Origin of the sequence: Frondihabitans cladoniiphilus (assembly GCF_039544345.1) — a bacterium.
Classification (GTDB): Bacteria; Actinomycetota; Actinomycetes; order Actinomycetales; family Microbacteriaceae; genus Frondihabitans; species Frondihabitans cladoniiphilus.
The window spans coordinates 1-26,619 of record NZ_BAABLM010000005.1 but is presented as its reverse complement, the minus strand read 5'-3'; the positions used below and the strand labels follow the sequence as shown (position 1 = coordinate 26,619).

General features: G+C 67.1%; 25 protein-coding genes, 1 tRNA gene and 2 pseudogenes. 8 read left to right on the top strand and 20 right to left on the bottom strand.

What is annotated here, in order from left to right; genetic code table 11:
* The first annotated feature begins 160 nt into the window (after window positions 1-160).
* Window positions 161-234: transfer RNA gene (locus tag ABEA39_RS12130), tRNA-Gly, on the top strand.
* Between the two features lie 98 nt (window positions 235-332).
* Here the strand turns inward: ABEA39_RS12130 and ABEA39_RS12125 are convergent.
* From ABEA39_RS12125 to ABEA39_RS12120, 3 genes and pseudogenes are all read right to left on the bottom strand, one after another.
* Window positions 333-956: a tyrosine-type recombinase/integrase gene (locus tag ABEA39_RS12125; protein WP_345376153.1), complete on the bottom strand. Its 624-nt coding sequence runs from the start codon at window positions 954-956 to the stop codon at window positions 333-335.
* Between the two features lie 170 nt (window positions 957-1,126).
* Window positions 1,127-1,411: pseudogene (locus ABEA39_RS18845) on the bottom strand (tyrosine-type recombinase/integrase); the annotation flags it as partial.
* 370 nt (window positions 1,412-1,781) lie between these two features.
* Entirely contained in the window at window positions 1,782-2,363 is a 582-nt protein-coding gene (locus tag ABEA39_RS12120; RefSeq protein ID WP_345376152.1) for a recombinase family protein, read from the bottom strand.
* Window positions 2,364-2,686: 323 nt separating this feature from the next.
* Here ABEA39_RS12120 and ABEA39_RS12115 point away from each other — a divergent pair, with 323 nt between their 5' ends.
* On the top strand, window positions 2,687-3,880 hold the full coding sequence (locus tag ABEA39_RS12115) for a MarR family winged helix-turn-helix transcriptional regulator (protein WP_345376151.1): 1,194 nt from the start codon (window positions 2,687-2,689) through the stop codon (window positions 3,878-3,880).
* A 148-nt stretch (window positions 3,881-4,028) separates the two neighbouring features.
* Here the strand turns inward: ABEA39_RS12115 and ABEA39_RS12110 are convergent, their stop codons facing one another.
* The 5 genes from ABEA39_RS12110 to ABEA39_RS12090 form a co-directional block, all read right to left on the bottom strand.
* Entirely contained in the window at window positions 4,029-4,430 is a 402-nt protein-coding gene (locus ABEA39_RS12110; protein WP_345376150.1) for a hypothetical protein, read from the bottom strand.
* Entirely contained in the window at window positions 4,417-4,845 is a 429-nt protein-coding gene (locus ABEA39_RS12105; protein ID WP_345376149.1) for a hypothetical protein, read from the bottom strand. Before ABEA39_RS12105 ends, ABEA39_RS12110 begins: the two co-directional genes overlap by 14 nt.
* On the bottom strand, window positions 4,842-5,087 hold the full coding sequence (locus tag ABEA39_RS12100; protein WP_345376148.1) for a hypothetical protein: 246 nt from the start codon (window positions 5,085-5,087) through the stop codon (window positions 4,842-4,844). The genes ABEA39_RS12105 and ABEA39_RS12100 overlap by 4 nt, the downstream gene beginning before the upstream one ends.
* 99 nt (window positions 5,088-5,186) lie before the next feature.
* Window positions 5,187-5,597: a hypothetical protein gene (locus tag ABEA39_RS12095; protein ID WP_345376147.1), complete on the bottom strand. Its 411-nt coding sequence runs from the start codon at window positions 5,595-5,597 to the stop codon at window positions 5,187-5,189.
* A gap of 231 nt (window positions 5,598-5,828) precedes the next feature.
* A complete protein-coding gene (locus ABEA39_RS12090) occupies window positions 5,829-6,530 on the bottom strand; it encodes a GIY-YIG nuclease family protein (RefSeq protein ID WP_345376146.1) in 702 nt (233 codons plus the stop codon).
* A 1,108-nt stretch (window positions 6,531-7,638) separates the two neighbouring features.
* Here ABEA39_RS12090 and ABEA39_RS12085 point away from each other — a divergent pair.
* Window positions 7,639-8,571, top strand: coding sequence for a hypothetical protein (locus ABEA39_RS12085; protein WP_345376145.1), 933 nt, complete (start codon window positions 7,639-7,641; stop codon window positions 8,569-8,571).
* Here the strand turns inward: ABEA39_RS12085 and ABEA39_RS12080 are convergent.
* The 5 genes from ABEA39_RS12080 to ABEA39_RS12060 all read right to left on the bottom strand — a co-directional run bounded on the left by ABEA39_RS12080 (window position 8,560) and on the right by ABEA39_RS12060 (window position 12,909).
* Window positions 8,560-8,799 carry a hypothetical protein gene (locus ABEA39_RS12080; protein ID WP_345376144.1) on the bottom strand — a complete coding sequence of 80 codons (240 nt, stop codon included), beginning with the start codon at window positions 8,797-8,799 and terminating at the stop codon, window positions 8,560-8,562. The two genes, ABEA39_RS12085 and ABEA39_RS12080, sit on opposite strands and share 12 nt — an antisense overlap.
* A gap of 140 nt (window positions 8,800-8,939) precedes the next feature.
* Window positions 8,940-9,896 (bottom strand): hypothetical protein, encoded by a 957-nt coding sequence (locus ABEA39_RS12075; protein WP_345376141.1) that lies wholly within the window; start codon window positions 9,894-9,896, stop codon window positions 8,940-8,942.
* A 297-nt stretch (window positions 9,897-10,193) separates the two neighbouring features.
* Window positions 10,194-10,949, bottom strand: a complete 756-nt coding sequence (locus ABEA39_RS12070; RefSeq protein ID WP_345376140.1) for an alpha/beta fold hydrolase — start codon at window positions 10,947-10,949, stop codon at window positions 10,194-10,196.
* Window positions 10,949-11,920, bottom strand: a complete 972-nt coding sequence (locus ABEA39_RS12065; RefSeq protein ID WP_345376139.1) for a diacylglycerol/lipid kinase family protein — start codon at window positions 11,918-11,920, stop codon at window positions 10,949-10,951. The genes ABEA39_RS12070 and ABEA39_RS12065 overlap by 1 nt, the downstream gene beginning before the upstream one ends.
* Window positions 11,921-12,084: 164 nt before the next feature.
* Window positions 12,085-12,909, bottom strand: coding sequence for a phosphatase PAP2 family protein (locus ABEA39_RS12060; protein ID WP_345376138.1), 825 nt, complete (start codon window positions 12,907-12,909; stop codon window positions 12,085-12,087).
* Window positions 12,910-13,226: 317 nt separating this feature from the next.
* Here ABEA39_RS12060 and ABEA39_RS12055 point away from each other — a divergent pair, with 317 nt between their 5' ends.
* A complete protein-coding gene (locus ABEA39_RS12055) occupies window positions 13,227-14,144 on the top strand; it encodes an SURF1 family protein (RefSeq protein ID WP_345376137.1) in 918 nt (305 codons plus the stop codon).
* Window positions 14,145-14,720: 576 nt separating this feature from the next.
* Here ABEA39_RS12055 and ABEA39_RS12050 read toward each other — a convergent pair.
* The 5 genes from ABEA39_RS12050 to ABEA39_RS12030 form a co-directional block, all read right to left on the bottom strand.
* Window positions 14,721-15,497 (bottom strand): ABC transporter ATP-binding protein, encoded by a 777-nt coding sequence (locus ABEA39_RS12050; RefSeq protein ID WP_345376136.1) that lies wholly within the window; start codon window positions 15,495-15,497, stop codon window positions 14,721-14,723.
* Window positions 15,498-15,804: 307 nt separating this feature from the next.
* On the bottom strand, window positions 15,805-16,860 hold the full coding sequence (locus tag ABEA39_RS12045) for a Gfo/Idh/MocA family protein (protein WP_345376135.1): 1,056 nt from the start codon (window positions 16,858-16,860) through the stop codon (window positions 15,805-15,807).
* Between the two features lie 109 nt (window positions 16,861-16,969).
* Window positions 16,970-17,614 carry a Pr6Pr family membrane protein gene (locus ABEA39_RS12040; protein ID WP_345376134.1) on the bottom strand — a complete coding sequence of 215 codons (645 nt, stop codon included), beginning with the start codon at window positions 17,612-17,614 and terminating at the stop codon, window positions 16,970-16,972.
* Between the two features lie 42 nt (window positions 17,615-17,656).
* The gene (locus tag ABEA39_RS12035; protein WP_345376133.1) at window positions 17,657-18,661 is read right to left on the bottom strand and encodes a sugar phosphate isomerase/epimerase family protein; all 1,005 of its coding nucleotides are present in this window, start codon (window positions 18,659-18,661) and stop codon (window positions 17,657-17,659) included.
* Window positions 18,658-19,851 (bottom strand): Gfo/Idh/MocA family protein, encoded by a 1,194-nt coding sequence (locus ABEA39_RS12030; protein ID WP_345376132.1) that lies wholly within the window; start codon window positions 19,849-19,851, stop codon window positions 18,658-18,660. The genes ABEA39_RS12035 and ABEA39_RS12030 overlap by 4 nt, the downstream gene beginning before the upstream one ends.
* 129 nt (window positions 19,852-19,980) lie before the next feature.
* On the opposite strand from ABEA39_RS12030, the gene ABEA39_RS12025 reads away from it, so the two are divergent.
* From ABEA39_RS12025 to tatA, 4 genes are all read left to right on the top strand, one after another.
* The gene (locus ABEA39_RS12025) at window positions 19,981-21,000 is read left to right on the top strand and encodes a LacI family DNA-binding transcriptional regulator (protein ID WP_345376131.1); all 1,020 of its coding nucleotides are present in this window, start codon (window positions 19,981-19,983) and stop codon (window positions 20,998-21,000) included.
* 205 nt (window positions 21,001-21,205) lie between these two features.
* A complete protein-coding gene (locus ABEA39_RS12020; RefSeq protein WP_345376130.1) occupies window positions 21,206-22,672 on the top strand; it encodes an LPXTG cell wall anchor domain-containing protein in 1,467 nt (488 codons plus the stop codon).
* A 369-nt stretch (window positions 22,673-23,041) separates the two neighbouring features.
* Window positions 23,042-24,454, top strand: coding sequence for a SulP family inorganic anion transporter (locus tag ABEA39_RS12015; RefSeq protein WP_459076811.1), 1,413 nt, complete (start codon window positions 23,042-23,044; stop codon window positions 24,452-24,454).
* A 203-nt stretch (window positions 24,455-24,657) separates the two neighbouring features.
* Window positions 24,658-24,951: a twin-arginine translocase TatA/TatE family subunit gene (gene tatA / locus ABEA39_RS12010; protein ID WP_345376128.1), complete on the top strand. Its 294-nt coding sequence runs from the start codon at window positions 24,658-24,660 to the stop codon at window positions 24,949-24,951.
* Between the two features lie 211 nt (window positions 24,952-25,162).
* On the opposite strand, the gene ABEA39_RS12005 is transcribed toward tatA, so the two are convergent.
* Window positions 25,163-26,077, bottom strand: coding sequence for an SCO6745 family protein (locus ABEA39_RS12005; protein WP_345376127.1), 915 nt, complete (start codon window positions 26,075-26,077; stop codon window positions 25,163-25,165).
* A gap of 190 nt (window positions 26,078-26,267) precedes the next feature.
* Window positions 26,268-26,619: pseudogene (locus ABEA39_RS12000) on the bottom strand (hypothetical protein); the annotation flags it as partial.

Here is a 26,619-nt window from a genome sequence, read left to right as displayed (position 1 = left end):
CGTGGGATGCCCCTCCCGACGCAATCTGCCGGGCCCTCCGCCAAGTCCGCCGACCCTGCACCCTGCCGTCACACCTCCGCCTCGCGGTGCAGCCGCAGTGCGTCGCGTACCGCCCTCGTTCGGTATGCTGGACCTGCTGTGCCCCCTGGGGCGCTGCCGCGCGAGTGTAGTTCAATGGTAGAACTCCAGCTTCCCAAGCTGGTAGCGCGGGTTCGATTCCCGTCACTCGCTCCACACACAGATGCCTGTATTTGTAGGCAGAACCGCGAAATGGCACGGTCCTCGGAGCGGGCAAGTTGCCTTTTCTCGAAGCCGTGCCATTCGGTGTGCCGTTACACAGGCAGTTGATCCCCTTCGTCGTCCTTCAACTTGGCCTGTCGCTCGAGCACTACCCGTTGACGCTCCTCCAGCTTTCGTTTCGCGAACAGCTCAGCCTCCTGGGCTCCACGCTCGGTGGCCCGATGCTGGTAGTTCATTGCTGCCTGGATCGTTCCATGCCCGGCCCGATGCTTCAGAACCGAGAGCGGAGCCCCCGTCTCAGCGATCATGGTTAGCCCAACGTGCCGCAGGTCGTGGAAGTGGAGGGCTGGAAGTCCGACCGAGGCTCGGGCATTCGACCAGGCTCTCTGGACATGCTGATGACGCAGCACTCTCCCGTCAGGGCGGCGGAACAGACGCTCGTCTGAGAGCGGGTCGCGGAGGCTGAGTATCTGCGCCAAGAGCGCCACGGTCTCACGATCCACGTCGATGAGGCGCTGCGAAGCGGTCTTTGTCTGCCCCTCGTGTTGGCCGTCCTTCGTCTCGGTCACACCAAGGGCGACTCGCACACGCGCCCGCTCCAGGTCGATGTCGCTGCAACGGAGAGCCAGCACCTCACCCAGCCGAAGGTGAGCGTTGAACGCAACAAGTGCGAGGGCCCGGACGTGGGGCGGGAGCAGACCAATGACGGCCTCCACCTGGCCGAGTGAAAGTAGGGCCGTTCGTCGTACTTGTTCTGTCCGGCGGACTTCTTCCGACATGGGTTCGGTCCAGTGATCGTGTCCTCCCCGACGGCCGAATTCATCAGCGCCTTCAGCAACGAGTAGCACTGTCGACGAAGGGTGGGACGCTCTGGCAGCGAGCTGTACCAAGCGTTCACGGCGTATGCCGTGATCTGATCTAGCGGTTTGTCGCCGAACGTTGGAAGGATGTAGTTCTTGAACTGAGAGTCGGAGAGTTCAAGTGTCCGCGGCTTAATGCGGCCCCCGCCTCGACCCTCACGATTGTCATGGAAATGCGGAATGTACTCACGGAGCGTAGGAGCCTTCTTCCGAGGGTCGTTCCACCGGTCGTCTTCGATCTGGACTTGAACCCGGTTGAGAAAGGCGTCGGCCTCCTTCTGCGTGCGGAAGGTCGATGGTCCGTTGAGCATCGCGCCGGAACCGTCGGGACTTGGGTAACGAGCTTGGTACCGACCAGCACTAGTCCGCCTCACGCTGCCGAACTTGCGCCGACGTCGGCGAGGCGGACGGGGAGAATCACTTTCATTTTTCGTTGGCATGGCGTTGTCTTTCGATGAGAGCTGGGTGCCGCAGCACCAGCGGTGATTGACCGCCAATGTGTCTACGGGCGAGTGAGCCGTCCGTACGCGGGTCTCAGCGTTCTCGGCCGGAATCACCCGCCGTCGAAGGGGTTTCTCACCCGCTAAGAGGCTGGTGTCATCACGTGGTGGCGGTTGGTTGGGTGTCGTCACCGCCTTATGGACTCGTCGGGCGACCCCACAGCAGTGACTTGTGGGTGGGTTAGGCGGATGCCAGTTCGCGGGCTGAGTCGAAGGCGCGGTAGAAGGTGGCGCGGCTCACCTTGAGGGAAGCGGCGATCTCGGACGGCGTGAAGCCGGCCTCTCGGAGGCTCCAGGCCCGCTCGATCTTGGGTCGATCGAGGGCCCGAGGTCGTCCCGTCTGCTTGCCGCGGGCACGTGCAGCTTCACGCGCGGCGTCGGCCCGTTCCTTAATGGGGGCCCGCTCGTACTCGGCCATGGAGGCAAAGATGCCCGCCAGCATCTTGCCGAGGGGCTGCGAGAAGTCGACTCCCTCTCGGAGGGAGCGGAGGAGGATGCCTCGCTCTTGGAGTTCCTCGATGGTGAGGATGACGTGGGTCATGCTCCTGCCGAGGCGGTCGAGTGCGACGACGGTGATCGTGTCGCCCTCACGCGCGTACGCAAGGAGGGCTTGGAGTCCGGCCCGGTCCTTTTTGGCTCCGCTCATCACGTCCTCGAAGATCCGGGTCACTCCGGCGGCCTTGAGGGCGTCGTGCTGTTGGTCTGTTGTCTGCTTGCTCGTGCTGACGCGTACGTAGCCGAGCTGCTGTCTTTGGTTGCTCATGTCCAATTTCATCCTAGCGTGTCTCATATGTCTACTGAATATCAGTTATGAGACGCAAGCTTTTGGACATACTTTTGGAACGCGGAGGCCCTGTCGTGTGCCTCTGAGCGGGGGTGGAGTCGAGTGTCCTAAAGCAAGAAAAAGGACGCCTGGCGTCGAGGCCCTAGGATACGGTTTCAATACGAGCATCTGGGGGTTCTATGAATATGCCAACGTCAATTTGGTGGGAATACGGGTTTCGGGGCAACCCCTATTCGACCGATCCTATTGAGCTCTCAGCGGAAGGGCGACGACTCCTGGTTGGTCGGGGTAGCGAACTCAAATTGATTTCGCGTCAGCTGAGCGGCGGCGCCAGCGTCGTGGCACTTGAAGGAGACTTTGGCGTTGGAAAGACCAGTCTGGCTGCCGCGGCTGCATGGGACGCGGCCCAATGGCGTGCAAATGGCGGTCCCCTATTTATTCCCATGAAAATCCGACTCAGCCTCCGTCCGGACGACTCACGCGAAAGCTTTGAGCAGAAAACCATGCGAGCCGTGGCGGCCACCTTGGTGGAGAGCGCGGGCAAACTAAAACAGGAGGGACGAACACTCGCCGGGATCGAGGCGGTCAAGCGCTGGCTGCAAGCGCCTGAGGCGGGCGGATGGTCTGGCGGAGTGAGTGCTAGCATTTTGGGCCAAGGCGGCGGCTTATCGGGCGGTCGCAATCGGACTCCCAATACTTCGTCCGGGTTCTCGGAATCAGGAATTCTTGACATAGTCGACGAATGGCTGGCCCAGCTATTCCCTGATCGCGCGTCCGGTGGGGTGATCTGCTTTCTCGACAACCTCGAAGAATTGCGCGACAGCGAAACTGCGCTGAGCGTGATGGAGCCGCTGAGGGACGCGCTCTTCAAACGGCCTGGCCTACGCTGGCTTATCAGTGGAGCACAAGGCATGATTCGGGCCGCATACGCGAGCCCGAAAATGACAGGCGTTTTCCTCGATCCGATTGAAGTGTTACCCCTCGACCACAGTCTTGTCCCGGGTGTGATCGCGGCCCGCGCCGACGCGCTGAAAAACCGTGACGACGCCGTGGTCCCGGTTTCCGAAAAGGCTTTCGCGCACCTCTACGCCTCAATCGGGCAGAACTTGCGCTATGCACTGAATCTTTCAGAGCGGTACGCATTTGGCCAGGATCCTGAAGCTCTCGTCCTGCTCGATGACAAAAAAAGAGACGACAAATTCGAAGAGTCGATCAAGGTGGAGGCTGACCGTGTCTACTCTGCGTATGCGCACGACTTGACATCGGCTGACTGGAAAGTGTTCGACAAACTCCTCAGGGAGAAAGCCGGCACGTGTAGCCCAAGCGACTTTGCCGATTTTGGATATAAAGCCATGCCGCCGTTGCTCATCAGAATCGACAAGCTGAAGGCAGCGCATTTGGTCACATATACAAAGGACGACGCAGACCAGCGCAGGCGGACCATCTCTGTCAGCGACCATGGTCGACTTGCATACTTCAGACACGTGAATAGCTGACGGAGCAATACTCAAGTTCACTTCAAGCGCGTCGGCCATGCCACTTGATCGACGACCGGTGGCGGTCCTAGTTCCTGCTCCGAAAGGAGGACCGCCACCGCGTACCTGGTCACGCCGTCAAGGAGTTGGACGCGACCAGGCTGCCGCTTCACTCAGTCCGCGCGATGCCGTCGCGTTCTTCGGAGTGAAGTTGTGCGCTCATGCCGTCTCGCAAGAGGCGGGTGAGCTGGCTCAGGGGCATCACGACGTAGGAGTCGTTGATGGAGCGGTTTCGGTGGGATTGGATGGCGGCGAAGTTCTCCACGCTGGCTGCCTGCGCCTCGAAACGTGCCGCGTCCATGGCCTCGGAAAAGTCAATGTTGCGAGCGTTCCGAACCTTGAATAGCCAGGTGTCGATCCCGAGGATGTCTCCTCGTTCCGATCCATCCAGGAGGCGCTGCGACAGGCTGCGGGTTACGTCGGCGTTCCGGACTTCGAGGAACGCCATCTGAAAAGCGAACAGCACTTCGAGCCGGTAGCGGTAGCTGGCGTCACGGTTACCCACGGGCATCGCCGGTCAGTTTCAGAATGGTGCGGCTCGTCTTTGGCGCGGGGCCGTACTCCATCTCGACGGTGGCGAGGGCCGCGCGGCGCTCGTCGGGGGTGAGAAGGTGGTGAGCTGCCTTGCGGGCGTTCTCTCTGGCCTCGGCCCAGTCATCACTTCCGGGAAGCAAGCGCGGGAGCCCGTCAGGCCAGGGGCCACGAGCAAACATGACCTGCCCCCATCGGCGCTCCTGCCGACTTGCGTCGTCCGCGAGGTCCAGCCATGAGTCGCCGTGGCGGTCCCGGCTGGACTCGACCATCTCCGCCGTGATCGAGACGACGGAACCGTAGGCTGCGACCCAAGACCGGAAGTCGTCGACCATGACCGTGATGGAACCAAAGAAATGAATCTCCTCACCGACGAGGGTGTCTGCCGCGCTCACAGTCTGGCCTCGGAGGCTGGGACGAGCCGAGCGACGACACGGCCGTAACGGCGTAACTGCTCGTCCGGGTCGAGGATCACGTCGGCGAGGTTCGTCCCGTCCTCCATCTGTAGAGAGCCGACGCCCTCTTCGCCGAGGTCGATGTACTGCGGCATGGCCACTGCCTCAGCGCTCAGGCCGACGACGGCGCCAGCGTGGACGGCGGTCAGCTCCACGACTTTGCGTTCTGATTGGTTCGGCACGTTCTGCTCCTTAGGTGTGGTGACTGCTGGCCGCGAGGGCACGGATTTGATCGGACAGTTGTCGTGCCTCGTCTTCTTCGAGGCGCTTGGCGAGAGCATCTAGAACTCGGGGTGGTCGCCGGAGCGGACCAGTGCCCCGACGGCGGAGGTCAGCTTTCGGGCCTGCACGTAGTCCTCGGCTCCTTCCTCGGAGTCGATGCCGAGACGACGCATGATCGTCTCGAGCACGTCCGCCTCTGTCTTGATGGACTGGAGGATCAGGCGAGGGTTGGCTGTCGATTCGGCGTAGCGCCTGACGCTGTGCGCCGAGGACACCAGTGACACAAGCTTTTCTGCGAAGTCGGAGACGTGCAGGTCGGCAGCCGGAGACAGCACTTCTGCTGACAGGGCCGGGCGGAGGTGCTGACGCAGGTGACGGTTAGCGGCGCTGACCGAGTACGGCGTGTCAGCCGCTACGACCGAGACCGGAGTACCGGCCAGGATGCGCCTCTCCCACGCGGGGCGGTCCATCGAGGAGCACCAGCCGCACTCCCTAGGCACGTCCGTGCCGGTCTTTCTCGCCCATGACTCATACTTCGGACCCCAGACCTGGGGACTCTGTGCATGCGTTCTCGGAAGATACGATAAAAGTTCACGTCATCCACGAGGGGAAAGCAACTATGGGTCGACCACCAGGTTCCAAGAACCGGAGCCCGCGAGAGCTGCAGGCCGAAGCCAAGCACCGCATGAAGGAAGCCAAACTCAAGCTTCGGCTCGAAGCGAAGCAGCGCCAGATTGACTCGATGAAGGCAAAGAAAGCCGCAGCAAAGGCTGCCAAGAAGGCGAAGTAAGCCCCCAGCTAATTGGAGTCCAGGCCGCTGCTTGACGAGCGAGGAGCGACCTCGCTGCCTTCAGCTCAGCTCGACTCGACGGTACCTTCTGGATGTTGATTGGCGGGTCCCAAGCTCGGATGACCTCTGTCTCCACGAGGTCGAGAAGGACGGCCGCAGTCGTCGGGTAGCCCCAGATGGAAAGGCTCAGGTGCTCATGCATCCATGCCGTCAGCCGAGCGTCGTCGGCGGGTCGGATTGAGTAGGTCGAGAAGTAGCCGGGCTTCTCGACGTTCCTAGGGATGCCTTGCAGGTCGAGCGATGATGCGAGGAGCGCGGCAAAGGAGCGGCGAACCGTTGAGGAGCCAGTCTTGGAGGCGCTGCTACTCCCCGCGTCGAAGTGTGTGTTCACCTCACGACCGAGGAGGCTGCTCTCGGACTTACCGACGTACAGGGGAAACGATGCGCCCCGCCACTCGATACCAAGCTCCCGCCACGTCAATTGGTCAGCCCAGATAGCGTAAAGGCCAGGCTTGCTCTCGACACTGGTTGCCGCGTCCACGATGCGGAGACTCTGCCCGCCGAGGGAAGATACGGCGTCAGCTGTCAGCTCGGCTAGTTCGTCCGGGGTCATGCTCGGAGCGTATCGGCGAAAGACGGGAGTCGTGCTGGGCCCATCACCGGATCAGGGAACGACGAGCCCAGCACGAATTGACCACGACAAGCGTCGCGAACTTCGGCCGCGGGGGCTGGGCGTCCTTGGCGAAAAATAGCAAGTTTCCGGCCAGGTGGATAGAGGTAGCCCGTAAGCGAAGTGGCGACAGGACAGGGCGCAAAACCTCGACACTCCTCGATTGCAGGATCTGGGCCCGTCGCTCACTCTCCAGAGCCAGGGCGGCGGGGGCGTGTCCTTCCATCCTTGTTGCACACTTTAAAGTTGTCGGAGGGTGCTGGTCAGATCGACTCATGGGAGTTCACGGCAGCGGTGAGAGCGTCGAGCGGATGCTGCGCCGGCCTCCACAGTCGCACCCTTGGGCTCACGGCTCGTTCGGGTTTTGGGTTGTGCAGCAGCCGCCCTCTCCCCCGCTGGGCTACGTCATCACAGAGAACCGCGACGGGGTGTGGATCCTTCACAGCTATGCGTACTGCCGTGACGACGGCGGGCGGCGACCTTGGCTTAAGACCGGTCGGACACTGAACTCGGTCGTGGCATGGATGATCCAGCACGAGGCCGACATACGTCGCCTGATTGCGCGGAGCCACCCGGAGCCCGACGAGTTGCCCGGCTGCTGACGCTCTGCCACGATCTACTTACTTGGAGGAGACGGCATGGGCCTTTATGAGAGCGACCCGGAAACACGGCCTATCCGTATCCAGCACTACCCGTCGAAATCACCGGCCGCCAAGCCCGATCGTTTTCCGCCTGTGGATAAGTTCCAGCGGGACGCCCACGATGCTGCTGCGGAGGTCGCCGCGGGGCCGAGCTACCAGGAGCTCATCGAGGCGGCGTCCGCTGATGAGCCAGGCGGCGGATCCAGCACGGCTAGTTAGATCCAAACTCATCGGCTTTTAGCGCCTCCTCAGCATCGGCAGTCGCGGATGCCCCCAGCCCCTGGCTGAACGGCCCACGATCTCTGGAGCTGGCCGGAGTGGTCTTCTGGATGCCTTCCTCTCGCCTGCACCCGTCCCGTTCCTGTCGGGGGTCGTCAGTAGCGTTGTGGGCACAAGAGAAATGAGGCGCCATGGCAAACAGTCTCCGTCAGCTCCCACATGCCGACGTTCGTCGCTACCAACTTCTCGGCGTCATTATCGAGATAGGCGGTGGGGTCACAGGGCAGCCCGTCAGCGTCTTCGAGCTTGCCGACCATGCTGGTGTGCCATACGAGCGCGACACGATCAACGAGGACATGAAGATCCTCGGCCAGCGTGGGCTCATCCTCTACGACCAGCGCTTCGGCGGAGCCTCGTCTGCCTTCATGAAGGGTCCTGGCGTTGACGCCTGGGAGGCGTTCAACGGTGCCCGGTCCGCCGTGATCGAGCGGCGCATCGACCTGCGCGACGTTTACCTGCGCTGGCTGTACGAGGAGATCGAGGTGCACGACCGCTACCCGACCCGAGATGACTTCTTGAAGTCCGGCCTCACGTACTTTGGACTGCCGTACACCGAGCAGGACGTGTCGAAGGCTGCGACCTGGTTGCGCGAGGGCCGCTTCATCGAGGGTCAGGGCACTTGGGGCGATGACTCACCCATTCATCCGACACTGACTGCAAAGGGACTCTTCACCGTGGAGAACAACCGATCCGTCTCGGACCCCGCTCCGAGTTCAGCCGTCACCAACACTTACACCGCGCACATTCACGGCTCCGCCAACGTCGTGCAGGGCGGCGAGAACGTGCAGCAGACCCTGACCAACAATGCGGAGTGGGCCGTCGAGGCGACCAAGATGGCCGACGCTGTCGACCAATCCCTGCCCGCACTCGGGGAGGAGATTCAACGGGAGGTCGCCGCAGCCAACGAGGAGCTGCGCGGCGAACTGGCGAGCGAATCTGAACCCGGACGGGTCCGCGGCATTGTTAAATCGATGATCAATTCACTTGGCAAGGGTGGGGCCGGTGCCCTCGGCGGCATTCTCGCCACGCAGCTCGGCACGTTCCTGCTGTCGTTACCCGCCTAGCTGAAACTCGAAGTCCTGGCCCGTAGCCATCGCGAGAGCGTAGGCGTCGACGCCCTCGCCGGTGAGGTCGATGGGCAGAGCCGATGCGGCATCCGCCCGGACGATCTCCTCGGGGTACCCCTCGTGAGTGGACCGGAAGGAGGCGTCCGCCTCGCTAACCGCCGTTGCGATCTGCTCGAACACTTCCGCCAGTGCCTTGTCGCTCACGACCACTCGAAACTTCGCCATGTGGCGAGCGTGCGAGGACCCGCCGACACTCGGTGTGGCCAGTAAGTCCGGTCAAGGGTGCTCCCCAGCACAGGGCCCGACCGCCGTTGCACGTTCGGTTATCTTCTAAGTTGCGGCTACCTTCCACCTCGAAGGAAACATCAGCGGTACGGGGTCGAACTCCGTTCGATCCTGACGTCGCCGTACCCATTGGCGTCGAGGAAAGCCCGAAGGCTCTTCTCGGCGATGTCTGCAGCACCCGTTGGGCCGATTCGGATCGAACGGATAGGTAAGCGCCCGACTTGGTCGGTCCTGAGGAAGTTCTCGTAGCCGATCTGGCCGACGCTCTCAGCTTTGGACGCGACCTCGATGTAAGGAGTGATGCCGAAGCGACCAGCTCGATACAGCACGAACCTCCACCAAGGCTGCACTGCCCAAGTTGCTCGAACCTCAACCTCATCGCTAACGCCAGGATGCTTGAACATCACGGTGGGGTCGGGGCCGGCAAGGAAATCCAGGAAAAACGGGATGGTTCTGTGCCCCGGCTTGGGCTTCTTCATGCCTCGCAGGAGGTTTTCTAGAAGATCTCTGGCGGCGAAGCTTTTCACGTCCAGGTAGTCAACATTGCCCCAATCACCGCCATACGCGACACCTTGATCGACGTCATACGTAGTGATTGCCCGACCCTCATCATCGAAGTCTTTGGCGTCATCGCCCCACCCCGGTGGCGCGGGCTCGGGATGGAAATCCAAGTCGTTCTGCTCCACAGGCAGGAGCGCGACGGTGGCGTCGAGTTCGATGGCATACTCAGCCTCGCTGCCCACGCCGTAGCTTCGCCACAAGGTCAGCGCATCACCATCGAGAGCAGCACAGAGCAGAAAAACCCGGTGGGCGTCACCCTCCTTCATCACGCCGAGGCGGCTTAGCTGGTCCAGTTGCCACTTTTCAAGAGGTGGCACGTGATTGTCGATGGCCGCCTGTAGAGCATGGCGACCGATAAGGATCTCGTCACGATCGTTCATGAACGCCGCAGAGGTCGCCCATAGGCGACTACGCCCGATAATGCTGAGGAGGCCCGCAGCCGTTGTGTAGTGCCAAGCCTGCTGCGGAGCATCCATGGGAGTGAGTCTAGAGTTTTTGTCATGAAGTGCCGGTCACCTCTTGCCTTTAGCCTTAGGGATCCAACAAACCGTCATAGCGGCTGACGTCAGGGTGCTCATCGTCCCGGCTGGAAACGAGCTCGGGTGTCCGGATTCGGACCGTTGCGACCTCCCAGCCCCGTCGCTGTCACGAGTAGCTACAAAGCCCGGCCCGTGCATCCCACGCTCTCGGTCCACATCTTGCGGGTGCCACGGCGCAGACGCATCGACCTCGGCGAGGTCATAATCAGGATCGTCTTCAGTCGACGGCGAGCGCTACACATGCTCCTGCACGAAGCGCCGGACGGCCTCCGCCACGGCCTCGGGCCGAGCGTGGGGCGCGTTGTGCCGAGTGCGCGGCGGCGTTTCGACGGTACCGGCCGAGGTGAGCTGGGCGAGGTGGTGGCACCAGGCGGCCTTGGCGATGGGGTCGTGCTCGCCGCGGAGCACGAGGAGCGGTTGGGACACGTCCACGATCCGCTCGTGGGTGGGGTAGTCGCGCATGGCGAAGGCCTCGGTGAGGAACCAGGGGATGCCACACCGGACGTAGTCGAAGAGGGCCGCAGTCTGGGTCCGCGGCGGCTCGAGCGGCGCATCTCGCAGCAGAGCCCACGCCTGAGCCCGGAGGGTGCGGTGAGCAGCGTCGACCACCGGCCCGATCAGGATGACGTGGCTGACCAAGTGCGGGTACGTGCGGGCCAGCTCCGTCGCGAACTGGGCGCCCATGGAGTGCCCGATCACGACGACGGGCCCGGTGGACAGGCGGGTGAGCTGCGCGGCGACGAGGGCGGCGTGGTCTTCGACGCTGAGCCGCCGGCCGGGGTGCCGGGTCGGGCCGAAACCGGGTAGATCGAACGACACCACGGGTCCGGTGCGGGACAGGGCACGGCCGAGTCGACCGTAGAACCGGTGAGAGAGTCCGATTCCGTGCAGGAGGACGAAGGTGGGCGCATCCTCCCCCGTTGCCGTTGTGGGGATCCGGTACGTCCTGATCTCGGGGCTGCTCTCCGGTGCGGTGCCGCCCGTCCGCATTACGGCGCGGTCGCGGTGCGGACCCGGAGCGAGCCGGGCTCGACCCACGCCTTGAAGGCGACGGCCTTGCCGAAACCGTCTCCGTCGAGCTCGATCTCCTCGGGGCGAGAGAACCGTGCAACGAGATCGGTGGTCGTCTCGAAGTGGAGATCGCCATCGTTCTTCTGCTGGCCGGCGAGATCGTGGCCGGTCTTCGTGCGGCGGACGATCTGGTTCGCCCAGATCACCTTCGCCAGAGTCCTCACCCAGCCGATCGGGCCGCCGGGGCGTGCCATGAGGAGATCGAACAGCCCGTCGTCGAGGACCGCATCGGGCAGCAGGAGGATGTTGCCCGGCAGCGAGCCGCAGTTGGCGAGGATGAGCGTGTGGACGGTCGCTCGGAGCGGTCTGCCGTCGTTCAACCGGAACCGCACGTGCAGTTCGCCCTTGTCGCGAAGGGAGACGGCCATGGCTTTGAGGTACGCGGCCCAGCCGGCCTTCTTCTTGAGGCCTTCGTCGGTGTTGGCGATCATCTTGGCGTCCAGACCAAGACCCGCCATGACGACGAATGCGTGTTCGTCCCGGCTCTTGTCGTCGCGTTCGATCCGGATCATGCCGACGTCGATGGAGCGTTCCGCTCCGGTGAAGGCGGCGTGGATGCTCCCGGGCACGTCGTCGAGGGACATCTCCAGGTTGCGGGCGAGCAGGTTCCCGGTGCCGGACGGCAGCAGCGCGACAGGGACGTCGTGACCTCGGACGGCTTCGACGACGGCTCGGACGGTGCCGTCACCACCGGCGACGATGACCAGGTCAACGCCTTTCTCGAGGGCTCTGGCGGTGGCATCCTGCCCGACGTCTTCTTCGGACGTCTCGAACCACAAGCTCTCGGCCCAACCGGCCTGTCCGGCTTCGTGGCCGACGGTCGATCGGAGCAGGTCGATGTCGACTTTGATGGGGTTGTAGATGACCGCGGCGGTCTGGGGGTCGGTCATGCCCTCACAGTACGGATGACCTCGGCCGGGCCTCACATGTGGGCGATCGGCGGAGCCCTGCGGAGCTGTCTGCAGCCCGCCGGGGCCCGCCTGAGCCGTCGCCGGGCGGCCGGAGCCCGCCGGAGTCCGCCCGAGCCCGTCCGAGTCTCCGGCCAGCGGCCGGGTCAGCCCTCCTCGCGCGGCGCCTGGGGCCCGCTCTTCTTCTTGCTCGTCAGGTAGAGGCGGTGACTCGTGACCACGAGACCCAGCCACCCGGTTCCGGTCGTCCACCCGACGAGGACGTCCGTGAACCAGTGCGCCCCGAGGAGAACCCGACTCAGGCCGACAGCCGTCGCCGTGCCGGCCCCCGCGGCGATGATGGCGGCCTGCGGAAGCTGCTTCTCCTGGCCGAGGACCAGCAGATACGCGAGGGTGCCGGCGATGGTGGTCGCGTTGAGCGTGTGGCCGGAGGGGAACGAGGGGGATGTCTCGTACGGCGCGATCGCGTCGGAACGGCCGGGTCGGTTCCGCCGGATCATGCCCTTTCCGCTGAGGGTCATCAGCAGGGAACCCGTTCCCGCGGAGACCAGCAAGGTCAACGGTGCGCGAGTGTGACGACGGCGGGACAGGATCGCGGCTGCACCGAGAGTCAGAGCCGGCATGCCGATCGGACCGAAGACGCGGGCGATGCTCGCCGCGGTGAAGTCCAACGCCGGCGACCGGAGCCGTTTGGCGGCCGCGAGGATGGGCTTGTCGAGGGACTGGATGCCCGTGCTGCCCGAGACGGAGTCGAAGATGCGAGAGGCGGAGTACGCGGTGACGACGGAGATCGCGCCGCCGACCGCCAGCGACGCGAGGAGGGCGCCGTGCTCTCCAAGAACCTCTGTGAGGCGACGGTGCTCCCGTGCCAGCGTCCTGCCGGCGGGGGTCGACCACGACGTGACGTCCTGGTGGCCGACGAATCGCTTCTGCGTCTCGTCGGCCGTCGGTTCGGTCTCGTCGTCGGTCATGGCCCGAGTGTCCTCTCGCCGGCTGGCAGCGGCCCTTGGGCTGGCGGCGGCCTGGGGCTGGGCTCGGCCCTTGGTGCGCTGCCGTCGGTCGTGCCGGGGCGGGGTGATGCCACGGATGAGGAGGGGAGGAAGCGGAGGCCGGGGGTGCTCGCGGTTCGCCGGGCGGTGGGGAGGGGCATCCCACGCTCTGGGGTGTGGTTTTCGGCGGCGGGCAAATCAGGACGGATAGCGCGCTGGAGCCTCGTAGGGGCCTGAGCGCGACGTCTGACCTGAGTTGCCAGCGGCACAACCCCGGCGACCGGACCCGCAGCAGACTCATGGCCGGAGAGCATTACGGTTGCAAGGTGCAGCAGTGGCGGTTCGTCTTCGAGACCAAGTGGCTGGCGTACGCCCTCGGCACGCTCGTCTTCGTGGCCATCTGCTTCGTCGGCTCGTACAGCCAGTGGCAGGTGCGGGGCACGGTCGTCGCGGCGGCCGACCTGCAGAGCGCCAACTACGACCGGGCTCCGGTGGCCCTGTCGACGCTGCTGCCGAGCCGCACCTCGTACGACGCCGCCGACGAGTTCCGGCAGGTGCGCGTCACCGGCCACTACCTGACGAACAAGACGTACCTCGCGCGCGACCGCTCGTACAACGACAATCCCGGCTTCGAAGTGCTCGTGCCGCTCGAGACGGCGAACGGGTCGGTGTTCATCGTCGACCGCGGCTGGCTCGCAACGGGCACGAAGCACGATGCGCCCGACTCCGTGCCCGCTCCGACGTCCGGAACGGTCACAGTCGTGGCCCGGCTCGCCGCGACGGAGGGCCCGATCGCCGACCGGACCGACATCGCCGGCACGAACGAGGTCGCCGTTATCGACCTGCCCGACCTGCAGAGCAAGCTGCAGCTTCCGACCTACGTCGCCGCTTACGGGCAGATGGTCCGCGAGACGCCCGCCGTCGTCGTGCGCCCGACGCCCCTGCTCAAGCCCGTCATCGACTACGGGCCGACGCTGTGGGTCGCGATCGCCGCGTTCATCGCCGGGCTCGTCGGCATCGTGATGTACATCGTGCTGATCACGCGCGAGCACGACCGGCGCTACGGCGACCCCGACGACGAGGCCTGGTATGAACGGCTGCTCGCACAGCGGCGCGCGCGGCTCGGGCCCGACGACAAAGAGGTGGAGGATGCCCTGCTCGACGAGGCCGGGTACGACAGCTCGGCTCCGGGGCGCGGTGTGGGGCGCGGGGTCTGACGGCGCGGGTTTGTGGGGCGGTGTTTGTGGGGGGTGGGGGTGCGGCGTCTGACGGCCCGGGTCTTGCGGGGCGGTGCGCGGGCGGGGCGTGGGTGCGGCGTAGCACCGTCGATGCGGCGGGGGACCCTCGCGGCAGCGACGCACAGTCGCGGCAGTGGTGCACGGTTGAGGCAGCGACTCGCGGTCGAGGCAGCGGGTCGCAGGGCGCGGCATCCCACCGTCTGCAAGTCGCCCCGTTTTACGTACGTCGCCCCGTCACGGCAGGGCGACTTACGTAAAGCGGGGCGACTTGTCGCCGTGGCGGTCACGGTGTCGGCGGCCGTTGGGCCGACGGTGTCCGCGCCGGGTACCCGTCGCGTTGTTTCGCCGGGGGTGCGTGGTTTCGCGCCGCGGCGCGAAACCACGTGCACAAGCCGAAAGCACCCGACCCGACGGCCGAGCGAGCACCCGACCGGGCCGTCGGGCAAGCGGGCCGTCGGGCAGCCGAACCCGCGTGCCAGCGAGCAAGCGGGCCGCGGGCCGCGGGCCACCGGGCCACCGGCCCAGCGGGCCACCGAGCCAGCGGCCCCCACACACCTAGCGCGCCTCGGCGACCCGGCCGTTCTTCAGCGCCAGCCGACGCGAGCAGTGGGCAGCGACCGAGGCGTCGTCGGTCGCGACCACGAGCGTGAGGCCGCGGTCGCGCCGGACCCCGTCGAGCAGGTCGAGGAACTCCGCCCGCGCCGAGCTGTCGAGCGTGGCGCCGGGCTCGTCCACCAGCAGCACCGTCGGCTCGTTGACCAGGGCTCGGGCGAGGGCGACGCGCTGCCTCTGCGATTCCGACAGCTCGGCCGCCAGACGATCCGCCTGGTCGGCGAGGCCCACGGACTCGAGCGCCGCCAGAGCGCTTCGCCGCCGATCCGCGGGCGGCACGTCGGCCATCGTCGGAGTCGCGACCACGTTCTCGGCCGCGGTCAGGGTGGAGATCAGGCCGACCCGCGAGAAGACGAAGCCGACCTCGAGCGTGCGGATCAGCGACAGGGTGCGGTCGCCGGCTCCGGTCAGGTCGTGGGTTCCGAGCGCGATCGCCCCGCTCGTGGGGCGCTCGAGCCCGGCCAACAGGTGCAGCAGCGTCGACTTTCCGCTGCCCGCCGGACCGTGGAGCGCCACCGATTCGCCAGGCGCGATCTCGAGGTCGACCCGCTTCAGCGCGCGGAGGCTGTGCCGCCCCTGACGGTAGGTCTTGGTCACGCGCTGCAGCGAGAACGCGATGACGGGTGCCCACGGGGCGGCGAGGTCGACGACGAACGGGGTCGAGCTGCGGCTCGAGACGAGGCTCGCGGTGCGGGTCGGCGCGGTGGCGGTGGAGGTCATGAGGGGCTCCTTCTGTCGGGTGGCCGGCAGAGCAGAGCGGGGGATGCACGTACCGGCGATCCTCGAACGCTACGGCCGCGAACTTCGGGGCTTCGATGCGGCGGCTGTTCGTTTGCTATGACGCTGCTCCGTGCATCCCGCGCGCTTGCTGCACCGCGGCGCCTCGGTGGCGGACCCGCGGTCGGCGCCGACTCCAGAAAGTGCAGCCGCGGCCGAACATGAGCGGCATGTTCTGGAGTCACCCGCAGAGCGGGCCGGCAGCGGCGGCGGGCCCGCAGCAGCAGCGGGCCCGCCACCGCAACGCGCCCTACGGCACCACCGGCGCCTGCCACCCACCCTGCTCGGCACTGCGCCGCGCCGCGTCGAGGACGGCCAGGGTGCGAACGCCGGCCCGGGCATCCGACGGCACCGGCCCCTCTCCGCGCACCGCCGCCGCGAACTGCTCGTAGAACTCGAAGTAGGCGCCCTGCTCGCTCGGCACCGGCTTGTCGCCGGCGGCCGTGCGGAGGACTCCCCAGCGCGACTCGTCCTCGTAGCCCCAGCCGTCCTTGTCGGCGGCGGGGCGGCGACCGGAGAAGATCTGCGCCGCCTGTACGTCGGTGCCGTTCGACTCGTAGCTGCCGCCCGAGCCGTAGACGAGCAGCTGTCTGGCTGCCACGTGGTTCGCCTTCGACGACGACACGTACGAGGTGACGCCCGAGGTGTGGCGCAGGGTGATCGCGAAGCCCGCGTCGGTGCGGCCCTCGGGAAGGTCGATCCAGTCGAGCTCGGCGGAGACCTCGGCCACGTCGCCCAGCAGCCAGATCGCCTGGTCGACGACGTGCGTGCCCATGTCGCGCAGCAGCCCGCCGTCGGGACCGGCCTCGATCGAACCCGGCTCGTCGAGGTCGAAGCGGGAGTAGAAGCGCCAGAGGTCGCCCAGCTCGCCGCCCGCGACCACCGCGGCCAGGGTGCGGATGTCGGTGTCGAAACGGCGGTTGTGATAGACCCCGAGCACGACGCCGGCCTCGTCCGCGGCATCGGCGAGCTCGGCGGCAGCGGCGGCGGTCGGCGCGAACGGCTTGTCGGCGACGACGTGCACCCCGGCTGCGATCGCCTCGAGCACGAGGTCGTGGCGGGTCTGCGGCGGCGTCGTGATCGTCACCGCGTCGACACCCGCGGCGAGCAGGTCGGTCAGGCTGTCGAAAGTGGGGACGCCGGGCAGTTCGGCCTCGACCTGCGCCTTCTTGTCGGCGGAGCGGGCGACGATGCCCACCAGCTCGACACCGTCGGCCGCCTGGACGAAAGGCGCGTGGAAGTAGCGTCCACCCGCGCCGTAGCCGACGATTCCCAGGCGCAAGGGCCGTGCATCATTCGTTGTCATTTCGAACCTCCTTGTTTGTCCTGACATTACTGCCGCAAGCTGGACCGGTCCATTACATGACGCGGGATGCACGCGCCGACCTCAGCCGGAGCAGCCGCACCGGCAGCAGCTACGCGCGCACCCGATCCCGCGCCCGCGCTCCGGCCGGACGGCGCGCCCACGTGATCAGCACCACGATCAGGGCCAGGACGATGAGCCCGACGATCAGCGCGATCAGGTACAGCGTGACGCCGCCGTAGCCGCCCACCTTGGCCGGGTTGTAGAAGGGGTAAGGGTAGAAGCCGATCGCCGCCCCGCGGATCAGCGAGTAGACGCTGTAGGCGACCGGGAAGATCAACCCGACGACCGCCGTGACGAGCCGCAGCCGAGCGGCCGGCGGCAGGACGATCCAGTCGAGCAGCACGACGATCGGCATCACGATGTGCACGATGGTGTTGACCCACGGGATCACCGCACCGACGTCACCACCGGTGAGCAGGATGTTGAAGACGAGGCCGACGAACACCATGTTGACCGTGTTGCAGAACCGCACAACGTTCCAGGCGCGCGTGTCGGGCACGCCTCGCAGGATCCGCACCGCACCGATGACGAACACGACGATGGTGATGAGGTTGCTGAGGTTGGTGAAGTAGGAGAAGAAGTTCGGAATGCTGTAGTGGTTCGCGAGCGTCACGCCGAACTGCGAGGCGACGGCCACCAGGCCGAGGGCCGCGAAGAGGAGGCGCAGGACGGCGAACAGGCGCTGGCTGGTCATGGGTAGAACGTAGCGCCTACGCCACGACCAGCGCAGCAAGTGTCAGACGGTGGCGGCGAGGGCCGCGTCGGCGTCCTTCAGCACACCGGCCGCGATCTCGAGCCCTTCGATGGCCCCGAGCGAGACGTCCTCGTGCTCGATGTTGACGGCGATGTCCGGGTCGACCTCGCGCAGCGCGCGGAGGAACTCGGTCCAGTACGCGGTGTCGTGCCCCTTGCCCAGGGCGACGAAGTCCCACGCCGATTCCTTCGGCCACTCGTTCGCCCACTCGTCGCCGCCGAGGTTCGTGCGCTTCTCGGACGGGTCGAGCTTGCGGAACGAGTTGTCGAGCACGCCGTTGATCGCCGCCGCCGGGTTGATCCGCACGTCTTTCGCCGCCGCATGGAACACCAGCGGGCCGAGGTTGCGGACGACGGCCACCGGGTCCATCTGCTGCCAGAAGAGGTGACTCGCGTCGAGTTCGACGCCGATGTTCGTCAGGCCGCCCTGCTCGACCAGGCGTCGGATGCCGGCCGGGTTGAAGACGAGGTTCTGCGGGTGCAGCTCCAGAGCGACCTTCACGCCGTTGTCGCGGGCGAGCTGGTCGATCTCCTTCCAGAACGCCACGGCGACGTCGAACTGGCGGTCGATCATGTCGAGCGAGGCCGAGTTCCAGGCGTTGACCTGCCAGTTCGGGTGCTGTTCGGTCGGCGACCCGCCGGGCAGTCCCGACATCGTCACCACGCGCGTCTGCCCCAGGTTCGCCGCCGCGAGGATCGAAGTACGGATGTCGGCGGCGTGGACGTCGCCGATGACCCGGTTCGGGTGCAGCGGGTTGCCGTTGCAGTTGAGCCCGGCGATCTCGACGCCAGTGCCCTCGAAGACCCGGAGATACTCGTCGGCGGCCGCCTTCGAGGTCGCGATCTCGTCGATGTTCGGGATGTGCACCGGGGGAAGGAATCCGCCCGAGTTGAGCTCGATGCCGGTCAGGCCGAGATCGCCGATGATCGTCAGCGCTTCGGACAGGGGGCGGTCGTGCTGGATCGCGTTGTAGACGCCGAGCTTCACAGGGTGACCTTCTTTCCGTCGTTCTCGGCCGAGGCTGTCACCGCGGCGAGGAGTTCCATGTTGTGCACGCCCTCGTCGAACGAGGCGTTGCGGGGCAGCGACTCCTCCTCGGAGAAGCCGGCGACCTCGTCGAGGAAGGCACGGGCCTGGTAGGCGAAGGCGTCGTTCTGGCCGAAACCGACGCTGGGGGCGTCCATCGCGAGACCCCCCGAGATATAGGGATGCGCGGGCCCGAGCACGACCTGACGGTAACCGTTCCGCGCTGCCCCGCTGTGATCCGCGCTGTCGTCGTTCAGGAAGAGCTCGATCTCGGCGGGCCGACGCTGGTCGAACCGCGCCGAGCCGTTCTCGCAGAACACCTCGAAGATGAGGCTGTTGGCATGGCCGGCCGCGACCCGGGAGACGGCGAGGTCGCCGACCCCGTGCTCGAACGCGGCCGAGAAGGTGGCGTAGTCGTCGTTCGTGACGGCGTCGTACTCGTCGGAGACCTCGGCGTGGTCGTGCCCCATGACCGCGCCCAGGGGAAGGGGACGCTCGGTGATGACGGTCGCCAGACGGCCGCCGCTGACCTCCTTCACCCCGCCGGCGAGGAACTCGGCCACGTACGAGAGGTGGCTGCCCACATCGGCGAGCGCCCCGGATCCCGCCGGCCCTGTGAAGCGCCAGCTCATCGGCCCCTTGGGGTCGGAACCGTAGTCGGTCCAGTAGCGGCCGGAGAAGTGGAGGACGTCGCCGAGCACGCCGGTCCGGATGAGCTCGCGGATGTACGCGATGCCGGGAGTGCGGCGGAACGTGAAACCGATGCGGGCGGTGGTCGAGGCGGTGGCGGCGGCCGAGGCCATGGCTCGGGCATCCTCGATCGAATCGCTGAGGGGCTTCTCGCAGAGCACGTGCTTGCCCGCGGCGAGGAGGCCCTCGACGATCTCGCGGTGCAGCGAGTTGGCGACGACGACGCTGACCACGTCGATGTCGGGCGCCTCGGCGATGGCCTGCCAAGAGGTGTCGTGGCGCGAGTAGCCGAAGCGCCGGGCGGCGAGCGAGCCGAACTCGGCGTTGACGTCGCCGATCGACACGAGGCGGATCTCGGGCAGGGTCGGGCGATAGAGCGAGGGGGCGACTCGGTAGGCGGCGGCGTGGGCCTTGCCGGCCATTCCCGCGCCGATGACGGCGACGCCGATGCTGTCTGCCATGGGTTTCTCCTTCGAAACACTGCTGTCGGAACGGCTGTGTCGGTTGCTTGTCTGATAAAAAATGGAGCGCTACAAGTTCGGGCTGAGATGACAGTACATACTTGAGGTCGGACTCGTCAAGGAGGCAGGATGCGCGATTCGGCTGGGCCGACGATCTACGACGTCGCCGAGCGCGCCGGCGTCTCCAAGTCGCTCGTGTCGCTCGTGCTGCGGGGCGGTGTCGGCGTCAGCGAGAAGCGCCGCCTGGCCGTGCAGGCCGCCATCGACGAGCTCGGTTACCGGCCGAGTCTGGCCGCGTCCGCGCTGGCGGGAAACCGGACCCACGGCATCGGCGTACTGATCGACGACTACACCAACCTCTGGTTCGTCAACCTGATCCGCGGCATGGACGACGAGCTGTTCGGCCAGCGCTTCTCCCTCACCGTCGCCGACACGCAGCTCAACGCGCACCTCGGGCGCAGCCCCGTCGAGGCTTTTCTGGGCATGCGGGTCGAGGGGCTCGTCATCGCCGCCGAGCCGACGCCCGATGTGATCGACGCCCTCACCGGGCCGGGTGCCGCGCGCATCCCCACCGTGGTCGCCGGTGGCCGTGCCGGGGTGATCCCCGGCGCCGACGTCGTCGCCATCGACGAAGAGCTCGGCTCCCGGCTGGCCGTCGAGCACCTCGTCTCCCTCGGCCACACCGCCATCGCCCACGTCACGGGCCTCGGCGGGTCCGCGGCCAACCGCCTGCGCGGCTACGAGAGGGCGATGGGGGATGCACGGCTCACCCCGATCGTCGTGGGGCACGGCCTCGAGACGACGGAGGAGGCCGGGTTCGCGGCGACGCGAGAAGTGCTGGCCGGGCATCCCACCGTCTCCGCCGTGTTCACGGCCAACGACACGATGGCCGTCGGAGCCCTCGGGGCCCTGCGCGATGAGGGGCTGTCGGTGCCGGGTGACGTGTCGGTCGTCGGCTACGACAACTCGCCGCTCGCCGGGGCGCACCTGGTCGACATCACGACCGTCGACGACCGCGGGGCGTCGCTCGGCACGGAGGTGGTGCGGGCACTGCTCTCGCGCATCGCCGACCCGTCGCTGCCGGCGCGGACGACGCTCGTGCCGCCGACCCTGGTCGTGCGGTCGTCGACGGGGCCGGCGCCGCGCTAGCCGTTTTGCGCACGTCGTCAAAAGACCCTCGAACGGGGGTGCTTTGCACGCTGTGCAAACTGATAGCTTCTCACTCAGACGACCCTGCTGGGGTCGTGCGCTACGGCGACTCCGGGGGATCGTGCAAGTCGATCAGGTCGAGGAATCGATCGGGAATCGACGTCTGCGCTTCGTCGCGCCACCTCACCCGAAGGAACACCGCTCCGTGCTCACGATCACCCTCCGGAAGGCGTTGGTCATCCCGACCGCGCTGACCCTCGCCCTCGGTGGAGCCCTGCTCGCCGCGGGGCCCGCCTCCGCTGCCCCGGCCACCCTCACCGTCACCAGCTCGACTCCGACGCCGTCGACCTTCACGGTCGACTACAAGGGCACCACCACCCCGGGCGTGGACATCCAATTGATCGACCCGACCGATCCCACCAGCCCCTACGACGAAGAGACCGCTGATCCGACCACCGGTGCGTGGGAGTTGACCACGACCTTCGACAACACCTTCGACACGCATCAGCAGCTGCAGATCGTCTCGGATCCCAGCGGCGCGGACGAGACCCAGAACGAGTCCGTCACCCTCCCGTCGATCGCCATCACCACCCCCGCCGCGAACTCCAGCGTTGTTACCGGCACGCCCTTCCCGGTGACGGGCACCGCGCCGATCGGCTCGACCATCAACGTCGTCACTGCCTCGAAGTCCTTCCCGGCCACCGTCGACGGGACGGGGCATTTCTCCGCAACGGTTACGGAGACCTACGCCGGCACCGCCACCATCCAGGCCCAGGGCACCACCTCGGACGGCGAAGACCTCAACGATCCTTCGATCGTGGTCGGCGTCACCCAGGCCGCCTCGACCCTCCGGGTCCTGACTCCGGCGAACGGTTTCGCGAGCACGCGCCGCAACGTCGTGTTCACCGGTAGGGGCACCGCTGGGGACTACATCTCCTTCGACGCCGCGGGAGGCAACACGCCCGGACGAATTCTCGTCGGCACCGACGGAACCTGGACCGCCACCCTCCTCTTCACCCCGACCGCCCCCAACGCAGAGACGGTGAAGGTCCACCAGTACGACGACAACGGCCTGGTCACGGTGAACCTGACACTCCCGACCGCACCCGTGGTTCTCGAGCCCGTCTTCGTCAAGCCGGCCTCGGGATCGACTTCGGGCGTGCAGGTGACCTTCTCGGGGACCTCTCAGCCGGGAACGTACGTGTCCGTCTTCGCCCTGCCGACGGCCGTATACGCCGTCCAGAACGGTGACGCCACCCCTGCCCAGCAGGCAGAGGTCAAGAACTTCGACATCAACTCGTACCAGCCGACTCCGTTCGTGCTCGTCGACTCCCAGGGCAATTGGTCCGTGACGCAGACGTTGGCGCCCGGCGACTGGACGGCCTATGCGGACGACGCGGCCAACGCTGACGCGACTCCGCCGACACTCGACGGCTTCCCCGACAACTCCACCGGCTCGGACCTGCGTGAGTTCCTCGTCGCCGCACCGGCCGCGGTGACCACCGCCGCCACCGGCACGACCACCGCCGCAGCCGCCGCCGCCGCGAAGCCCGCCACCCTGGCCTTCACCGGCTCGAACGACGGCCCGCTGTACGGCGTCGCCGGATTCCTGCTGCTCGCCGGTGCCGGCCTGGTCGTCGTGGCGCGTCGTCGCCGCGCGCTCCAGGACTGATCGCCTGATCGACTGAAACACCGAGGGCCCCGGAGCGCACGTCGCTCCGGGGCCCTTCGTCTGCCGCGCGGCAAACGAGCCGAGCCGAGCCGGGCCGGGCCTGACCCGACGCGGATCGGCCGTCGTGCCAGCGCCGCGGACAGGGCGCCATGGCCGAACCGCGTCGCCTCGCAGCGCCGCGGCGGCCACAGCGAGCGCACCGGACACAGCCCGCCCCACGGCCCGGCTAGGCTCGACACCTACCCGACAGGAGTCGCCGTGGCCCTCGCCGACAGCCCGACCGAGGCAGCGGCTGCATCCCCCGTCGCCGCCCCGGCCCGCTTCACCGTCCTCGGCGCTCTCCGCTCGCCCCCGCAGCTCTCGCGCGAGGTGCTCGCGGGCCTCGTGACGACCCTCGCCCTGGTGCCCGAGGTGATCTCGTTCTCGATCGTCGCGGGCGTCGACCCGATGGTGAGCCTCGTCGCCTCCATCGTGCTGTCGCTCACCATGTCGATCCTCGGCGGACGCCCCGGTGTCATCACGGCCGCAGCCGGATCGGTGGCGCTCGTCATCGCGCCGCTGGTCCACGCGCACGGCGTGCAGTACCTGCTTCCGACCGTGATCCTCGCGGGCGTCATCCAGATCGTGTTCGGACTGGCGGGCCTCGCTCGACTGATGCGGTTCATCCCCCGCTCGGTCATGACCGGGTTCGTGAACGCTCTCGGCGTCCTGATCTTCACCGCCCAGGTGCCCCACGTGCTGAACGTGCCGTGGCTCGCGTACCTCCTGTTCGCGCTGACGTTCGCGATCATCTTCGTGGTGCCGCGCTTCACGAAGGCCGTTCCGTCGCCGCTCATCGCGATCGTCGTGGTGACCGCGGTCGTGATCGTCGCCCACCTCGTCGTGCCGAACGTCGCCGACGAGGGTCCGCTGACTGGCCACCTGCCCTCGATCACCGTGCTCGCCGTCCCGCTCGACCTCGGCACGCTGCAGCTGATCTGGCCGACCGCGCTGAGCGTCGCCTTCGTCGGGCTCATGGAGACGCTGCTCACCGCCAAGCTCGTCGACGAGATGACCGACACCCCGTCGCACAAGGGCCGCGAGTCGTGGGCGCTGGGTGTCTCGAACATCCTCGCCGGGTTCTACGGCGGTATCGCCGGCTGCGCGATGATCGGCCAGACGATCCTGAACGTGAAGACCGGTCGCGCCCGCACCCGTATCTCGACTTTCGTGGCGGGGGTCTTCCTGCTCGCCCTCGTCACCGGGCTCAGCTCGGTCATGGGGCAGATCCCGATGGTGGCCCTGGCCGCGGTGATGATGGTCGTGGCCGTCACGACCGTCGACTGGAACAGCGTGAAACCTTCGACACTGCGCAGGATGCCCGTCCCCGAGACTCTGGTGATGGCGGTCACGGTGGCCGTCGTCGTCGTGTCGAACAACCTCGCGCTCGGGGTGATCGTCGGCGTCGTGCTCGCCATGGTGCTGTTCGCGCGGCGGGTCGCGCACGTGATCGACGTGACCCGTACCGCCTCGCCGGACGGCGCCTCCGTGCACTACGCGGTCGTCGGCCCGCTCTTCTTCGGCAGCAGCAACGACCTCGTCGACCGGTTCTCGTACTCGATCGACCCGGCGCTCGTGACCGTCGACCTGTCCCGGGCCCAGATCTGGGACGCCTCGACCGTCGCCGCCCTCGACTCCATCGAGACGAAGTACCGGGCCGGGGGTGCGACGGTGGCCATCGAGGGGCTCGACGAGCGGAGCACCGGATTCCATCGGCGGCTCACCGGGCGGCTCGGGGCCTGAGGCCGGCTTTCGACGCCCATGCCGAGCGGGTTCTACCTCGACGGTGTTTCGTTCTCGTGTCTGGCAAGGCACTCCGTGGTAAAGAACCGGGCTCCCGTTATGGCCGAAGTCGGGTTACCCTGGTTGTCACTGGACAGACGCCCTCGCGTCGCCGCATCGACTGAGTGTCGTTCTGGTGGTACCAGTCCCGAAAGGAAGATCCCATGCTGCGTGACCTCGGTGGTTGGCACCTCCTCATCATCCTCGGCATCGTCGTGCTCCTGTTCGGCGCTACCAAGCTCCCCGCCCTCGCCCGTGGTGTCGGCCAGTCCATGCGCATCTTCAAGTCCGAGATGAAGGCCGACGAGAAGGCCGCCCCCGCGACCGCCGCTGCTGCGACTGCCGCAGCCGCGCCCGCCCCGGCCACTCAGGCTCCCGCGCCCACCGTCGCCCCGGCCACTCCGGTCGTGTCGGTCGTCGCACCCCCCACCTCGCAGGAGCAGCACCCGGGCCTCTAGCCCCAGCCTGCTTCACGAAGGGCCCGTCACCTCGGTGGCGGGCCCTTCGTCGTGCGTGCGGGCGCAAATCGCGAGTGATCCATCCGGGCGCCCCCGCAGGCATGGGGGTCGGAGCCCGCCGTGGCCAGGATCGCTCGACATTTGCGACAGGAACGAGTCACAGGGCAGGGCGGGCGGGGCAGGGCAGGGCGCGGCGGGCGGGCGGACGGAGTCAGGAGGCAGAGCGCAAGGGCGCGGGATGCACGGGCACGGCCTCCCCGGACGGATCCCCCACCGGATCCCACGGCGCGGGCAGGCCGATCGGGTTGGGGAACGGGAACTCCGCACTGCACGCCAGCCCGACCGGACCCAGGAGTCGTGCGACCTCGAGCAGCTCGGCATGCGACGACGACGACCACGGCCCGGACGCCAGCTCGTTCGTCAGGTCCTCCGCCCGATCGAGCGCTGCGGTGCCCTCGGCGGTGATCCCTCCGGTGGATGCCAGGAGTCCGCGCTCGACGAGGCGCTGCCGTTCTGCATCCCACGCCTCGTCGCTCCACCCGCGCGCGCCCTTCATCCGGGCCGCGTCGAGGTCGACCCCGCTGCGGAGCACGATGGTGGTGAGTCCGGCGATCCCCTTCGAGACCAGCGCCGTGACGTGGCCGTCGCCGCGGTGCTCACGAAGGGTGGTCGCCGCCTGCCAGAGGCGCTCGTAGGGGTCGGCGGGGACGGGAAGGGCGGCGTTCGCGGCGGCGAGAGGGCGGCCCGCGACGTCGACACGGGACGCCACCTCGGCGAGGGCGTCGGCGGCAGGCGCGACGACGGAGGGATCGGGCACGTAGCGGGCGATCGTGGCGGCGGCACCGTGCATCCTCGCCTCGAGGACCCGTTCGGGAGACGCCACCGACCAGACCGCCGGCAGCGCCCGACCTGCGAGGAAGGGGGAGAAGCCGCTGAACAGCGCGACGACCGGAGCGGCGGTGACAGCACCGAGCGGGGCGGAGCGGCCGGCGAAGTAGCCGTCCCAATAGCGCTTCAGCCCGACGTCGGCGAAGGCTGCGCGAGCCTCGGCGGAGAAGTAGGTGAGGGCGTGGACGGGTTCGAACAGGGTCCAGAGGCTGCGGACCAGATGCGGGCGCGAGGGCATGGGCCCATCCTGCACCCGTGCGCAAATCGCGAGCGATTCGACCCGGCACCCCCGCGGACATGGGCCGCCGGGCCCGCCGGCGCGCGGATCGCTCGACATTTGCAGCAGGGTTGCGACGGCACCCGGACGAACGACAGCAGGGCCGCCCGGAGTGGGCGGCCCTGCTGCTGGGGATGGCGGGTTCGAGGTGCTAGCTGGAGAAGGACCAGAGGAGGGGCTGGGTGACGCCGAGGCCCTGGTAGGTGTTGCCGACGGTGGAGGGGAGGGTGACGGCGAAGGAGAACCCGGTGCTCGTGCCGGCGGGGACGGAGGTGACGGTGGCGCTGAGGAGGTTCTTCTGGGCCGAGAAGCCGGCGAGGGTGCCGGAGTAGACGACGACGTTGGTGGTGGTGTTGGTGACGACGACGGTCATCTGGCTGCAGAGGTCGGTGGCGGAACCGTTCAGGGCGCCATTGGTGGTCTGCGTGCAGGCACTGGGGGTGAGGGTGAAGGTGCCGGCGGCGACGGTGCCGACGTTCTTGATGGTGACGGCGGTGGTGACG

Excerpts from the sequence above, each read along its gene's own strand:
- ABEA39_RS12120 (WP_345376152.1), bottom strand. The coding sequence starts at position 2,363 with ATGAGCAACCAAAGACAGCAGCTCGGCTACGTACGCGTCAGCACGAGC.
- ABEA39_RS12110 (WP_345376150.1), bottom strand. The coding sequence starts at position 4,430 with ATGCCCGTGGGTAACCGTGACGCCAGCTACCGCTACCGGCTCGAAGTG.
- ABEA39_RS12095 (WP_345376147.1), bottom strand. The coding sequence starts at position 5,597 with ATGGACCGCCCCGCGTGGGAGAGGCGCATCCTGGCCGGTACTCCGGTC.
- ABEA39_RS12090 (WP_345376146.1), bottom strand. The coding sequence starts at position 6,530 with ATGACCCCGGACGAACTAGCCGAGCTGACAGCTGACGCCGTATCTTCC.
- ABEA39_RS12085 (WP_345376145.1), top strand. The coding sequence starts at position 7,639 with ATGGCAAACAGTCTCCGTCAGCTCCCACATGCCGACGTTCGTCGCTAC.
- ABEA39_RS12080 (WP_345376144.1), bottom strand. The coding sequence starts at position 8,799 with ATGGCGAAGTTTCGAGTGGTCGTGAGCGACAAGGCACTGGCGGAAGTG.
- ABEA39_RS12075 (WP_345376141.1), bottom strand. The coding sequence starts at position 9,896 with ATGGATGCTCCGCAGCAGGCTTGGCACTACACAACGGCTGCGGGCCTC.
- ABEA39_RS12070 (WP_345376140.1), bottom strand. The coding sequence starts at position 10,949 with ATGCGGACGGGCGGCACCGCACCGGAGAGCAGCCCCGAGATCAGGACG.
- ABEA39_RS12065 (WP_345376139.1), bottom strand. The coding sequence starts at position 11,920 with ATGACCGACCCCCAGACCGCCGCGGTCATCTACAACCCCATCAAAGTC.
- ABEA39_RS12060 (WP_345376138.1), bottom strand. The coding sequence starts at position 12,909 with ATGACCGACGACGAGACCGAACCGACGGCCGACGAGACGCAGAAGCGA.
- ABEA39_RS12055 (WP_345376137.1), top strand. The coding sequence starts at position 13,227 with ATGGCCGGAGAGCATTACGGTTGCAAGGTGCAGCAGTGGCGGTTCGTC.
- ABEA39_RS12050 (WP_345376136.1), bottom strand. The coding sequence starts at position 15,497 with ATGACCTCCACCGCCACCGCGCCGACCCGCACCGCGAGCCTCGTCTCG.
- ABEA39_RS12045 (WP_345376135.1), bottom strand. The coding sequence starts at position 16,860 with ATGACAACGAATGATGCACGGCCCTTGCGCCTGGGAATCGTCGGCTAC.
- ABEA39_RS12040 (WP_345376134.1), bottom strand. The coding sequence starts at position 17,614 with ATGACCAGCCAGCGCCTGTTCGCCGTCCTGCGCCTCCTCTTCGCGGCC.
- ABEA39_RS12030 (WP_345376132.1), bottom strand. The coding sequence starts at position 19,851 with ATGGCAGACAGCATCGGCGTCGCCGTCATCGGCGCGGGAATGGCCGGC.
- ABEA39_RS12025 (WP_345376131.1), top strand. The coding sequence starts at position 19,981 with ATGCGCGATTCGGCTGGGCCGACGATCTACGACGTCGCCGAGCGCGCC.
- tatA (WP_345376128.1), top strand. The coding sequence starts at position 24,658 with ATGCTGCGTGACCTCGGTGGTTGGCACCTCCTCATCATCCTCGGCATC.
- ABEA39_RS12005 (WP_345376127.1), bottom strand. The coding sequence starts at position 26,077 with ATGCCCTCGCGCCCGCATCTGGTCCGCAGCCTCTGGACCCTGTTCGAA.